This window comes from Bradyrhizobium sp. SEMIA (genome assembly GCF_014844175.1).
Lineage (GTDB): Bacteria > Pseudomonadota > Alphaproteobacteria > Rhizobiales > Xanthobacteraceae > Bradyrhizobium > Bradyrhizobium arachidis.
Genome location: NZ_CP046601.1, coordinates 2,196,480 through 2,208,795 on the forward strand (window position 1 = coordinate 2,196,480; position 12,316 = coordinate 2,208,795).

Annotated in this window: 9 protein-coding genes; 4 read left to right on the forward strand and 5 right to left on the reverse strand. The window is 64.5% G+C overall.

The window, feature by feature from the left end; genetic code table 11:
• Window positions 1-27: 27 nt before the first annotated feature.
• Window positions 28-1,107, reverse strand: a complete 1,080-nt coding sequence (locus FOM02_RS10665; RefSeq protein WP_265441752.1) for an MDR/zinc-dependent alcohol dehydrogenase-like family protein — start codon at window positions 1,105-1,107, stop codon at window positions 28-30.
• A gap of 107 nt (window positions 1,108-1,214) precedes the next feature.
• On the opposite strand from FOM02_RS10665, the gene FOM02_RS10670 reads away from it, so the two are divergent.
• Window positions 1,215-1,988 (forward strand): helix-turn-helix transcriptional regulator, encoded by a 774-nt coding sequence (locus FOM02_RS10670; protein ID WP_027559447.1) that lies wholly within the window; start codon window positions 1,215-1,217, stop codon window positions 1,986-1,988.
• A 197-nt stretch (window positions 1,989-2,185) separates the two neighbouring features.
• The gene (locus tag FOM02_RS10675) at window positions 2,186-5,332 is read left to right on the forward strand and encodes a GAF domain-containing protein (protein WP_027559446.1); all 3,147 of its coding nucleotides are present in this window, start codon (window positions 2,186-2,188) and stop codon (window positions 5,330-5,332) included.
• A 32-nt stretch (window positions 5,333-5,364) separates the two neighbouring features.
• Here the strand turns inward: FOM02_RS10675 and FOM02_RS10680 are convergent, their stop codons facing one another.
• Window positions 5,365-6,621: a hypothetical protein gene (locus tag FOM02_RS10680; protein WP_027559445.1), complete on the reverse strand. Its 1,257-nt coding sequence runs from the start codon at window positions 6,619-6,621 to the stop codon at window positions 5,365-5,367.
• A 108-nt stretch (window positions 6,622-6,729) separates the two neighbouring features.
• On the reverse strand, window positions 6,730-8,136 hold the full coding sequence (locus tag FOM02_RS10685) for a PLP-dependent aminotransferase family protein (protein ID WP_027559444.1): 1,407 nt from the start codon (window positions 8,134-8,136) through the stop codon (window positions 6,730-6,732).
• A 118-nt stretch (window positions 8,137-8,254) separates the two neighbouring features.
• Between FOM02_RS10685 and FOM02_RS10690 the strand changes: the two genes are divergently transcribed.
• Together FOM02_RS10690 and FOM02_RS10695 are read left to right on the forward strand one after the other, a co-directional pair.
• Window positions 8,255-8,716 carry a carboxymuconolactone decarboxylase family protein gene (locus FOM02_RS10690; RefSeq protein WP_027559443.1) on the forward strand — a complete coding sequence of 154 codons (462 nt, stop codon included), beginning with the start codon at window positions 8,255-8,257 and terminating at the stop codon, window positions 8,714-8,716.
• A gap of 49 nt (window positions 8,717-8,765) precedes the next feature.
• Complete coding sequence (locus FOM02_RS10695; RefSeq protein WP_027559442.1) at window positions 8,766-9,404, forward strand: HD domain-containing protein; 639 nt, start codon at window positions 8,766-8,768, stop codon at window positions 9,402-9,404.
• 12 nt (window positions 9,405-9,416) lie between these two features.
• Here FOM02_RS10695 and FOM02_RS10700 read toward each other — a convergent pair whose 3' ends face one another.
• Entirely contained in the window at window positions 9,417-10,727 is a 1,311-nt protein-coding gene (locus FOM02_RS10700) for an MFS transporter (protein WP_035731196.1), read from the reverse strand.
• A 173-nt stretch (window positions 10,728-10,900) separates the two neighbouring features.
• Window positions 10,901-12,232 carry a hypothetical protein gene (locus FOM02_RS10705; RefSeq protein WP_141263034.1) on the reverse strand — a complete coding sequence of 444 codons (1,332 nt, stop codon included), beginning with the start codon at window positions 12,230-12,232 and terminating at the stop codon, window positions 10,901-10,903.
• Window positions 12,233-12,316 lie beyond the last annotated feature (84 nt).

A 12,316-nucleotide genomic window follows, 5' to 3' on the forward strand; every position in this document is an offset into this window, starting at 1 on the left:
GGCCCATCGCCGCAGCGGGCAGGCCGATTACGGCCTGATCACCGTCAATCTGAACGGTCCGCCATTGGCCGCGGCATGGGCCACCGCCTCGTTGGCATGGTCGAGATCGAACGCCGTCGTCTGGTATTCGTCGAGGCGCAGCAGCCCGGACCGCACCAGCGCGATCAGGCGGCTTGCTGCATCCGGCGGATACATCCAGACGCCGTGGATGCTGATGCAGTTGCGCATGAGCCAGGGGTAGGGCAGTTCGAGGCCGGGACCACCGGCCATGCCGACGCCGCCCATCAGCACGACACGGCCATAGGCGCGCACCGTCATCACGGCCGCGCGCACGACAATCGGGCTCACCGAGGGCGGCATGATGTCGAACACGCAATCAATCGGCCCCGGCGCGGCGCGCTTCATCGCTTCGCGGTCGTCGTCCTCATTGCCGGTGAGCCTGACCGGCTTCACGCGGCTGCCGAAGCGGCGGACGAGGTCGGCGAGGACCTTTTCGTTGCGGCCCGGCGTCACCACGCAGGCGGCGCCCATCGCGAGTGCGACCGACACCGCAGCGCTGCCGAAATTGCCGGTGGCCCCGCTCACCAGCACGGTCTCGCCTGCTTGCAGGTTGGCGGCAAGGAAGCCGCCATAGGGCACCAGCAGCGTCCCCAGCGCGCACCATTGCGCGGCTTCCTCCGACGTGATCGCGCCGAGGCGTTTGACGTTCTCGGTCGGCACGCGCATCTGCTCGGCGAACGAGCCGTGGCGAAAATGCCGTTGCAGGCGCATGCCGCCGGGGCCGGCGGCCGTGAGCCCCTGCAGCGCGATATCAGGCGCGACGACATCGTCGCGCGAACGCACGGTCGGATCGCAGAACACCCAGTCGCCGACGGCAAGCTTGGTCGCATCCGGACCGATCGCGCGCACCCGCCCGATGCCGCCGGGGCCCGGGATGATCGGCAGGTCGAGCGCGTAGTTGCGGGTCCCGTCGAACACCTCGTTCATGTAGGACAAGACGCGCGTCGCGACGACGTCGACGACGACCTCGCCGGTGCCGAGCACCGGATCGGGGGCATTCTCGATCACCAGCGGCGATCCCAGGGATTTGAGTACGGCAGCTTTCATGTGTTCACCTCAAGGTCGGGTGATACGCATATGCAACGCCCTTGTAGTGACAAGAAGGCCTGGTATTATCCTAGTATTCCAAAGACCCTCCATCGCGAGGAGCGATCATGGCCGACCCACGCCGCGTCGAATTCGGCGACTTCCTCAGGTCCCGCCGCGAGAAGCTGTCACCGAAGACCGTCGGGCTTCCGGCCGGCCGCCGGCGGCGCACCGCGGGGCTGCGCCGCGAGGAGGTCGCCCAGCTCGCCGGCATCGGTGTCGACTGGTACATCCGCCTCGAGCAAGGCCGCACCGTCAGTCCCTCCGTCACCACCATCGACGCGCTCGCCCGCGCGCTGCGCCTGACCAAGACCGAGCACGCGCATCTGAAGGCGCTGGCGCGCGACGGCGACAAGCGCGCGTTCACGCGCGAGGTCGTGCCGGCGCCCATTCGGCGCATGATCGAGAGCCTGCCACATCCGGCCTACATCACCGGGCGGCGCTGGGACGTATTGGCCTGGAACGATGCCGCCGAGGAGGTCTTCGCCTTCGGGCAGTTGCCCGAGCAGGATCGCAATACGCTGCTGCTGGTGCTGACCAACAAGCAGACGCGAAAGTTCTACGGCGCGGGCTGGAGCGACGTCGCCAAGAGCATGGTCGCGATGTTTCGCGCCACCCACGACGTCTGGGCCGGCGATCCCGCCTTCGCCGAATTGCTGATGCGGCTGCGCGAGGGCAGTCCGGAGTTCGTCAAATGGTGGGAGGCGCACGAGATCCGCAGCACCTCGTCGGGCCTCAAGACCATGAACCATCCGACCAGGGGCCTGCTCCGGTTCGAGCACACCAGCTTCCAGGCCAATGACGATCCCGCGCTGAAGCTCGTGATCTATACGCCGGTGTAGGGGCATCGAGCACAACGACGACGTCGGGAGCCGAGCGCGAGGCAAGCACGCCGGCAGTCTCTCAACGCAAGGGAACCTAAACGCCCTCAGGTAGTAGAGGGCAGTCGGGTGGGCCATCTCCTGAAGAGTGGAGAGTGGCGCGAATGGTCGTTTCCATCCAGATTTGGCCGGGAGAGGGAATTGTCGGGGGTGGAGCGATGACGACGGCGACCGGGGCGCATTTGACCGATCGCAACTCCGTCCTTGCCACCCTTGGCGACTACATCCGGGAGATCAGCAATCCCGACGATCTCGCCTATGCCGCGGCGGAGCTGCTCGGCCGCAGCCTCGATGTGAGTCGGGCGGGCTACGGTACGGTCGACACGTCGGCCGAAACCATCACCATCAACCGCGATTGGAATGCGCCCGGCATTTTGAGCCTCGCCGGCGTGCTGCACTTCCGCGACTATGGCAGTTACATCGACGACCTCAAGCGCGGCGACACTGTCATTTGTGCCGACGCAGAGAAGGACCCGCGCGTCGGCGATCGCGCGCGGGCGCTCGAGGCGATCTCAGCCCGTGCATTCGTCAATATGCCGATCTCGGAGCCCGATGGGGTCGTGGCTCTGCTCTACCTCAACCATGCAACGCCTCGGGAATGGATCTCGGAAGAGCTCGAGCTCATCCGCGAAGTTGCCGAGCGCACGCGCACGGCCGTCGAGCGTCGGCGCGCGGAGACGTCCGTCCGCGAGAACGAAGGACGCCTGCTCTTTTTGGATGCGCTCAACAAGGCGACCGCCAAGACACGCGATGCGGACGGTGTCCTTGCGGTGACGACAAGGATGCTCGGTGAGCATCTCGGCGTGTCGAGCTGCGCCTATGCCGATATGGACCCCGACGAGGATGGCTTCACCATACGCGGGGATTGGGCGGCCCCGGGGGCGATCCACATCGTGGGGCACTACAGCCTCGCCGATTTCGGCAAGAAGGCGGTTCAGGAGCTGAGTGCCGGCAGGCCGCTCGTCATCAATGACAATCTGAAGGAGATTGCACCAGAGGAAGCGGCCACGTTCCAGAGGATCGGCATCGGCTCCACGATCTGCATGCCCTTCGTCAAGGAGGGGCGCCTGACCGCGTTGATGGCAATTCATCACCGCGGGCCGCACCTTTGGACCCGGCGCGAACTCGTTCTGCTCACCGAGGTGACCGAGCGATCTTGGGCGCACATCGAGCGCGTTCGATCGGAAGAGGCTGCGCGGGAGGCTGCCGAACGGCTCAGTCTTGCGAACAGCGCCGCCGGGATCGGCACCTGGGACTATGACCCGATCAACGACGTCTTGCGATGGGACGACCGCTGCAAGGCATTGTTCGGTTTGTCCGCCGATGCGGACGTCAGCTATGAAGGGGCCTTCCTGAAGGGCCTGCATCCCGAGGACAGGGACCGCGCGCATGAGGCTGTTTCCAAGGCCCTGTCGCCGGAGTCCCCGGCAACCTACAACATCGAGTATCGGACGGTCGGCATCGAGGACGGTGTCGAACGCTGGATCGCCGCCACCGGCGATGCTCTCTTTTCCAACGGTCGCGCTGTCCGGTTCATCGGCACGGTCCTGGATATCACCGAGAAGAAAAAGTCCGAGCGTCATCTGAGAATTCTGAACGACACGGGCGCCTCGGTCGCGCGCGAACGTGAGCTCGAGAGGATCGTTCAGGTCGTCACGGACGCCGGCGTCGAACTGTCGGGCGCGCAGTTCGGGGCGTTTTTCTACAACGTGCTGACGCAGGACGGCGGCAGCTACATGCTCTATGCATTGTCTGGCGCGCCTAGATCCGCGTTTGAAAACTTTCCGATGCCGCGCAACACCGCCGTGTTCGAGCCGACCTTCAAGGGGACGGCGGTGGTCAGGTCCGACGACATCCTGCAGGACCCTCGCTATGGCAAGAATGTGCCGCGGAAGGGCATGCCCGAGGGCCATCTTCCCGTTCGATCCTATTTGGCAGTCCCCGTGGTCTCGCGAAGCGGTGAAGTGCTCGGCGGACTGTTCTTCGGTCACGGTGAAACCGGAAAATTTCAGGCCGAACACGAGTCCGCGTTGCTCGGCATCGCCGGCCATGCCGCAACCGCCATCGACAATGCGCGCCTTCTGGCCCGGCTCCAGATGCTCAATGCCGAGCTGGAGCAGCGGGTTGCCGACGAGATTGCCGAACGCATGAAAGCCGAGGAGCAGCTGCGGCAGGCTCAAAAGATGGAAGCCGTGGGGCAGTTGACCGGAGGCATCGCCCACGACTTCAACAATATGCTGGCCGTCATTCTCGGCAGCTTGAACCTCGCCAAGCGGCGGCTCGGAAAGGGCGAGGTCAACATCGACCGCTTCATCGATGGGGCCATTGACGGAGCGAACCGCGCAGCCACCTTGACGCAGAGGCTGCTGGCCTTCTCCCGCCAGCAGCCGCTTGCGCCTGAAATCATGGACATCAACAAGATGATCGGCGGCATGAGCGAACTGCTCGACCGATCGCTTGGCGAGCTCATTCGACTCGAAACGGTTCTGGCGGCCGGTCTCTGGCGCGTCAGAGCGGACCCTGCGCAACTGGAAAGCGCGGTGCTTAATCTGGCGGTCAATGCCCGCGATGCCATGCCCAAGGGCGGCAAGCTGACCATCGAAACAAGCAACGCGTCGATCGATCAAAGATATGCTCGCGAATACGCACTGGCGCCCGGGCAATATGTCCTCATTGCCGTGACGGATAACGGCGTCGGAATAGCGAACGACGTGCTGGGCAGGGTGTTCGACCCGTTCTTCACGACCAAGGAAGTGGGCAAGGGGACCGGCCTTGGACTGAGCCAGGTCTATGGTTTCGTGAGGCAGTCAGGCGGCCACGTGAAAATCTACTCGGAGGTCGGCGTCGGCACGACCGTCAAGGTCTACCTGCCGCGCTTCGTCGGCGATGAGAAAATTCGGGAGGCCTTGGAGAGCACGGTGCATCCCGGCGCGGACTTCAAGGAGACCATTCTCGTCGTCGAGGATGATGAACGTGTGCGCAACATCTCGTCGGAAAGTCTGCGCGAACTCGGCTACACCGTCTTCGAAGCGGCAGGCGCGAAAGAGGCGATCAGGAAGATCGAAGACGGTCCCGTTCCGAATCTGCTGTTTACGGATGTCGTGATGCCTGAAATGACAGGCGCCGAGCTGGCAGCCGAGCTGTTGAAACGACACCCTGGACTGAAAGTGCTGTTCACAACAGGCTATACGCGCAATGCCATCGTTCATAACGGCATGCTCGATGCCGGCAAGCATCTGCTCTCCAAGCCGTTTGCGATCGAAGATCTGGCAGCCAAGGTCCGCAGTCTGCTTGACGAGCTTTGATCCGCCGGCTCCATCCAAACCGGGGCTTCCACCTATTGCGCCGGCGCGGCCGCCGGTTTGGCGCCGGCGCCCGGCGGAATTGCCGGCCAGGGACTCTTCGGCTTGGCCGCCACCGACGAACACGCCGTCACAAGCCGTGGCCACATGGGCGCCAGGCCTGTCAGGTCGATGGCTAGTCCTGTCGTGTCGGTCTTTTCGTCCGGCATGGTCGTGGTTTGACGGACATGCAGCGAGCGAGATGCCAGTATCGTCGAGACCATGTCGCGGTCGACGCTGCCACTCCACATTTCGTACTTCCCGGCGTTTACAGGAGACCCTCCCGCCTCCTTGCTCGGGTCGGCATCCGCCGTCATCGATATCGTGCTTTTGCCGGTGCTCGCCTTGTCGATGTCACCCGCGAACATCAGCGGCACGCGATTCCTGCTTTCGCAATACATGCGCCACTCCATCGTCCGGAATGACGAGCCGTTTTCTGTCTTCGTCACGGCGATCTTGCTGATGAAGGGCCGTGCCCCCGTCTCCAGCCTCCACGTCCCCTCGGCAAAGGGCCGCGTGTCGATCCCGAAACGATAGAGCTCGGCGCGCGTCAGCACGTGCAGGTTTTCGTAGGTTACGGTCCGGATGAGGTCATCGAGCTCGCGGCTGATCCCCATCGCCGCAATGAACGCGGCGCGGACGCGTTCGGCAGTCGCCATCCGGCGCTGCCTGATTTCTGCGAGCACCTCCGGAGGCGGTTCTCTTTGAATGTTGAGGACGAGCCGGGAGTTATGGACCGCCAGCACCGCATCGGGCGCCACCTCGCGCGATGTCGCTCCGAGAAACAGGTAACCGCAGGCCGAGTTGCACATCGCATGGTAGGTGGTGAGCTGGGCCTCGATCTCGCCGCCTGCAGTCTTCAGCTTCAGGCACTCAGCGTCCACCTGCGTCTCCGCGGCGCACGCGGTCACGATGGTTCGGCCGACCCGGGCGACCGCCTTGCGGCTGCGCAGCAGCCGCCCGATGAGATAGGATTGCTCCACGTTGCCGCCGGGTGAATGGAGGTAGATCGGACGCTGCGTATCCTTGACAGCGGCCAGGAAGTGGCGAACGCGCGCTGCGGCGTTTTCGTCGATCTTGCCCTCGATGGCGATCCAGCGGTCGCAGCCCGGCCCGCACGCGTCCGGCGCTCCCCTGGCAAGATAAATCGTCAACGTGGGCGCAAATCCGGCCTTCTCAGCCGCTGTTTCTTCGGCGTGCAATGCGCAGGGAAGCGACAGTGAAGCCACGAGAAACAGGATACGGGCAAGCATGTGATGGGGCACGCGGGGAACGGTTGTCGCCGATATTACGTGAGGGCCGGCTTACTTACAACTTTCGGTGACGTCATTGCTCTGCTTTGGCGACAATGGCCGGATCGGTCATACTTGGCGTTCGATGATCTCGAATAGCTTCTCGCAGGACGCCTCGATGCGCTTTTGTGGAGATGTGGCGATACCCAGCAGCAGTCCCGGCCGCGCCGATGCCTCGGACGCATACCACAGCGACAGCGGCGTAGGCGCCAGTCCGAACGATGCCGCTTCCCTGGCGATGGAGAGGTCGGATGTTCCGTTCGGCAGGCGCAGGACGGCGGCCAATCCTGCAAGTGCGACATTGGCGGTGCGGGCGCGGAGCAGTTTCAGCAACGTATCGGCTTGCGCTGCGTAGGCCCGCTTGGTGCGTCGAAGATGCCGCAGATAATGACCCTCGCGGATGAAATCGGCCATCGCCAGCTGCACCGCGGGCCCGGGCGCCGGCGCAAGGCAGGCTGCGGCTTCGGCAAAGCGCGAGGCGAGAGCTGTGGGCGCAACGACAAAGCCGAGCCGTAACGTCGGCGTCACGGTCTTGCTGAAGGAGCCGATGTGAATGACGCGGCCGGCGCGGTCGAGCGAGGCGAGCGCCGGCGTGGCGCGGCCCTTGAGCTGGAGCTCGCTGAGATAGTCGTCCTCGATCACCCACGCCTTGCCCTGTGCGGCCCAGTCGAGCAGACGCGCGCGTCGTTCCAGCGAGAGCGTCGATCCGAGTGGCGCCTGCTGCCCTGGCGTCACGACGGCCAGCGCAGCGTCAGGGGCATGTTGCAGCCCATAAGTGACGTCGATGCCATCCGCATCGACCGGGATCGGCACGACCGATAACCGCGCCAGCTCGAGGCCGTGGCGGGTGAACGGGAAGCCCGGGTCCTCCATCCACACCTTCTCCTGCTCGAGGCCGAGCACCCGGAGCGCGAGGCCAAGGCCGCCGCTGAAACCGCCGGTGATGACGATCTGGGACGGCGCGCACGCGATTCCGCGTGCCAGCGCAAGGTAGGCCGCGATCTCGCGCCGCAACTCCAGCTCGCCGCGCGGATCCGGATAGATCGCCGGCGCGCTCATTTCGACGCGAACCGCCTGTGCGCGGATCCTCGCCAGCAGCGTTGCAGGCAAGATTGCCTGGCCGGGCACGCCCATCTGGAAGAAGGCCGGCCCCGCGGTGAGCTCGCGGTACATTTCCATGAACGAGCCGGGGTCCGGGGCCTTGTCCTGCCGAACGGGGAAGGAGAGCCGATCGGCGACATGCGTTCCGGTCGCGCGGCCGGCGACGATCAGCTGGGCGGAGGAGAGCTTTTCATAGGCCGAACGCACGGTGCCGCGCGCGACGCCAAGCTGGGCGGCGAGGTCCTGCCAGGAGGGCAGACGGGCGCCCGGCGCGAGCACGCCGTTCTCGATAGCGGCCCTGATCCCGTTGTGGATCTGCTCTGCCAGCGGCGTCCTGGCGGACCGATCGAGCTCCAGCCGCAGCGGTTTGGTCATGCCCCTTGGTACACGATTTTTGTGCGTTCTTGGTGCTTTTCCTTGGACCACGGCAGGGGCACCTAGGGAGGGAGAAAAAGGGCCAGGCCCTCACGAATGATCATCAAGGAGCAAGACAATGACTGGGCGCCTCGACTACGACCGCATCGCACCGGCAGGCGTGAAAGCGTTGGGCGGCGTCTACGGCTACATCATGCAGAGCGATCTTCCCGCGGGCTTGTTCAACCTCGTCTATCTGCGCGTGTCGCAGATCAACAACTGCGCCTACTGCCTCGATCTGCACATGCGCGATCTGCTCAAGAGCGGGGTGAAGATCGAAAAGCTCGCCCTGCTGCAGGCGTGGCCGGAAGCCGGTGATCTCTTCGACGCGCGCGAGCGCGCGGCTCTGGCATGGGCCGAGACGGTGACGCGCGTTGCGGATACCGGCGTGCCGGATCAGGCCTATGAGGCCGCCCGGACGGTGTTCGAGGAGCGCGAGCTCGTCGATCTCACCATCGCGATCGGCCTGATGAACACGTACAACCGCATGGCGATCAGCTTCCGCAAGACGCCGCGGGCCGTGGCGGAAAAGGCGGCCTGACGGCCGCGAGCGCCATCGATCGACCTTGGTGCAAAGCAGGAACTTGAAGATGACGAGCATGATCTCCGGCGTGAAGATTCCCGACAGCAAGCTGGCGCGCGAGGCAACCGAACTGGTGCGCAGTTACGAGGACGAGATGCTGTTCAACCATTCTGTTCGCGTCTACGTGTTCGGCGCGATGAAGGGAGAGCGTCAAAAGCTGAAATTCGACTCTGAGCTGCTCTATGTCGCGGCGCTGTTCCACGATCTCGGCCTGGTCGATCACTACCATACGCAGACCAAGCGGTTCGAGGTCGACGGTGCGGATGCCGCGCGTGACTTCCTCCGGGCGCGCGACATCGGCGAGGCGCAAGCCGATCTGGTGTGGGAGGCGATCGCGCTGCACACCACTCCCGGCATTCCGCAATATATGCGGCCGGAGATCGCGCTCACCAACGCGGGAGTGCTGGTGGACGTCGTCGGCGTTGGGTTCGACGAGTATACGCCGGAGCAGCGCGAGCAGGTGATATCAGCGTTTCCGCGCGGCGATTTCAAGAACGAGTTCCTGAAGGTGCAGACCTGCTCAGCGCTGAAGAAGCCGCAGACCACGTTCGGGACGGTGAACTTCGACTACATCGAGGATCACGATCCCTCCTTCCGCAAGCCGAACGCGTGCACGCGCATCCGCAACACGCCCTGGCCAAGCTGAGCCGAAGTCGCGCTATGCGACCGGATCCTTTGCACGGCTGCAGTGATCCGGCGCAAGCGGTGGCGCCGGTCGTGCTGGAGCCAAGGGCGAGGTCAAGGGCGGGGTATTGACCACGACCGGCGCAGACTTGGCGTCTCGCCAGGCGACGATCCAGATCAGGAAACCGAGCAGCGCAAGCACGGCGCCGACGGGCCCGGTCGAGGTCCAGCCCAGCCCCTCGCGAATGGCGAGGCCGCCGAGGAAGGGACCGAGCGCATTGGCGGTGTTGAACGCCGAATGGTTCAGCGCGGCAGCGAGCGCCTGTGCATCGCCCGCCACGTCCATCAGCCGGGTCTGGAGGATGGCGCCGAGCGAGACGCTGGCGCCGATCGCGAAGACGTCCGCCGCGAGCAGCCAGGGATTGCCGGCGGCCAGCGGAAACAGCAGCAGCGCGACCGCAGCGAACAGCAGGATCACGCCCGCCGTCGGCATCAAGGCGCGGTCGGCGAAGCGCGGCACGAACAGATTGCCGAGCGTGGCGCCGATACCGAATATCGCGAGAAAGAACGGGATCACGGCAGGGCTGACCCTGGTGACCTCGATCAATGTCGTCGCCAGATAGGTGTAGACGGCAAACATGCCGCCAAAGCCAATGGCGCCGATCGCCAGCGTGATCCAGACGCGTCCGCTTCGGAGTGCACCGAGCTCGCGCAGCGGGTCGGACTTGCCGGCCTGGTCGCGCGGCGCGAACAGCGCGCAAAGCAACACCGTCAGCAACGCCAGCACAGAGACGAGACCAAAACTCGCGCGCCAGCCGACCGCCTGGCCGATCAGATTGGCCAGCGGCACGCCGATGATCGTGGCTATGGTGAGGCCAAGCATGACCTGGCCGATCGCCTGGGAGCGGCGATGCTGGGGAACGAGCGAGGCCGCGACCAGCGCAGCGATGCCGAAATAGGCACCATGCGGCAGCCCCGAGAGGAAGCGTGCCGCGATCATCCAGCCGAAGCCAGGTGCCAGCGCGGTGAGAGCGTTGCCGAGCGCGAACACGGCCATCAGCACCAATAGCTGCGTGCGCCGCGCGAAGCGTGCGCCAGCTACGGCAATCAGCGGTGCGCCCAGCACCACGCCGAGCGCATAGGCGCTGATCGCGTGTCCTGCGGCCGGCTCGTCGATATGGAGGTCGGCGGCGAAGAACGGCAGCAGGCTCATCGACGCGAATTCGGTGGTTCCGATCGCAAAGCCGCCCATTGCGAGCGAGAACAGGATGACGGCGAGGTGAGGGGGCGCGGAAGCCGAGGATGAGTTCGCGCGGGGCGAGGTCGCGGAGTGCGAGGTCGTCATGTGTCCTGCATTGGTGGCGTCAACGGGAACCAGCCCAGCGAACGTCACCATCCCTGCAAGATTTGTCCGTTGAACTTAAACCCGGATCAGCCCGCGTCAACACTACGGCTGCAATGCGGAGCCTGCCGCATAGCTGCATCCCGGTTTGGGCGTGGCCATTCCGCGCCCGAGCATCATTGCGCGCGGGAATCGAAAGCATAGAGCGCGGTCGAGCCTTCGATATAGTCGTGTATCCATATGCCGCGGTCTCCTCCAAGGAAGCCGATGGCGTCCACCGGTCCCGATCCCGGCGGGCGGATGCGCTGCACGACCTTTCCATCGCTCATGGAAACCAAGGCAATTGCAGCGGGCGCATCGGTGCCTTCGTACGGAAGTCCGACGAGCGCATAGCGCCCATCCTCGCTGATTGCCGGATTTGGATAAAAGCCGGGCCGGTTGACTGTGGCCCGAACGTCCCAGAGCTGATGCCCCGTGTCGAGATCGTACAGCGCCGCAACGACGCTTTCGACCGGCTTGCAGGCTGGCGAGAGAGGTCTTCTACGAAAAGGGGGGCCTGTCTCGACATCGACGGTGCCAGCGTCGCAGCGGAGCCGCGCGACCAGGAGGCGGGATCCGTCGCGCGAGATGACCATCTTGTTGTGGCGCTCACCGCGATCGGGATACGGGCTGGCGAGAATGTGAGGCGGTTCGCCCTGCGTCCACACGACCCACTGGTCGAGCGCGCTCAACAGAGCGCGCAACTTGCCGTTTTGCAGCCTTGTGACCGCGGCGTTGTTGACGTTAGCGATGTAGTAGGCGTCCTTGAGGCCCTTGAAGACATCGAACGGAAGCGTGTCCAGCACAGCGGCGCGTTTTGCATCGATCATTGCGAATGTTGGATGTCTATCGTGGCGCTGCGGCTGATATGACGGGCCTCTTGCACCGAAATAGGCGAGGGCCAGTCCGTCGCCGCCCGCCCACAACAGGCCGTCCAGCGGACCCGCCTCGTGACGAGGTGGATCAAACAGTCGGATGCTGCCGTCTTCAAGCGAGATGAACAGGGGTTGCAGGCCTGAGCCGGAAATTCCGCCGGGGCCGATCTCTTCCCGTGTTGCGGTCCAGATGCCCGATGAATCGGACGCCCATCCATAAGCCGGGATAGAATTGTTGGCCCCGCCGAACTGCCACAACGCGCCCATGTTCAATGCGTAGCTGCTCCAGCCATCCTGCGTATCCAGCCGCGCGACATGCAAGAGCTTGCGTTCCACCGCGAAGTGGCTGCCGCCCTGAAGGTACATGATGGCGCGACCATCCGGCGACACCATCGAGAGCTGCCTGAAATCGATTTGCATCCTTTGATGAAACAATTTTGCGAGCCTGAGCGGGCCCGGACCCACCGGTGCAGCATCCTGCGTTTGGCTGGCTGGATCGTTACCATTTATCCGCTCGACAGCGCCGACCGTCAGCAGCGAGCCGAGATACGAGATGATGGCACAAAGGGCTGAGGCGATGAGCTGGCGTCGCATGACCGCATCCTCGGGCACAAACGTTAAGGGGCTCCAACGTAACTCATTCAAAGGCCGTCATCGCACGTCCTGATGCGCCTAAAC

Coding starts and splice junctions, on each gene's coding strand:
- FOM02_RS10665 (WP_265441752.1), bottom strand. CDS start 1,107: ATGAAAGCTGCCGTACTCAAATCCCTGGGATCGCCGCTGGTGATCGAG.
- FOM02_RS10670 (WP_027559447.1), top strand. CDS start 1,215: ATGGCCGACCCACGCCGCGTCGAATTCGGCGACTTCCTCAGGTCCCGC.
- FOM02_RS10675 (WP_027559446.1), top strand. CDS start 2,186: ATGACGACGGCGACCGGGGCGCATTTGACCGATCGCAACTCCGTCCTT.
- FOM02_RS10680 (WP_027559445.1), bottom strand. CDS start 6,621: ATGCTTGCCCGTATCCTGTTTCTCGTGGCTTCACTGTCGCTTCCCTGC.
- FOM02_RS10685 (WP_027559444.1), bottom strand. CDS start 8,136: ATGACCAAACCGCTGCGGCTGGAGCTCGATCGGTCCGCCAGGACGCCG.
- FOM02_RS10690 (WP_027559443.1), top strand. CDS start 8,255: ATGACTGGGCGCCTCGACTACGACCGCATCGCACCGGCAGGCGTGAAA.
- FOM02_RS10695 (WP_027559442.1), top strand. CDS start 8,766: ATGACGAGCATGATCTCCGGCGTGAAGATTCCCGACAGCAAGCTGGCG.
- FOM02_RS10700 (WP_035731196.1), bottom strand. CDS start 10,727: ATGACGACCTCGCACTCCGCGACCTCGCCCCGCGCGAACTCATCCTCG.
- FOM02_RS10705 (WP_141263034.1), bottom strand. CDS start 12,232: ATGCGACGCCAGCTCATCGCCTCAGCCCTTTGTGCCATCATCTCGTAT.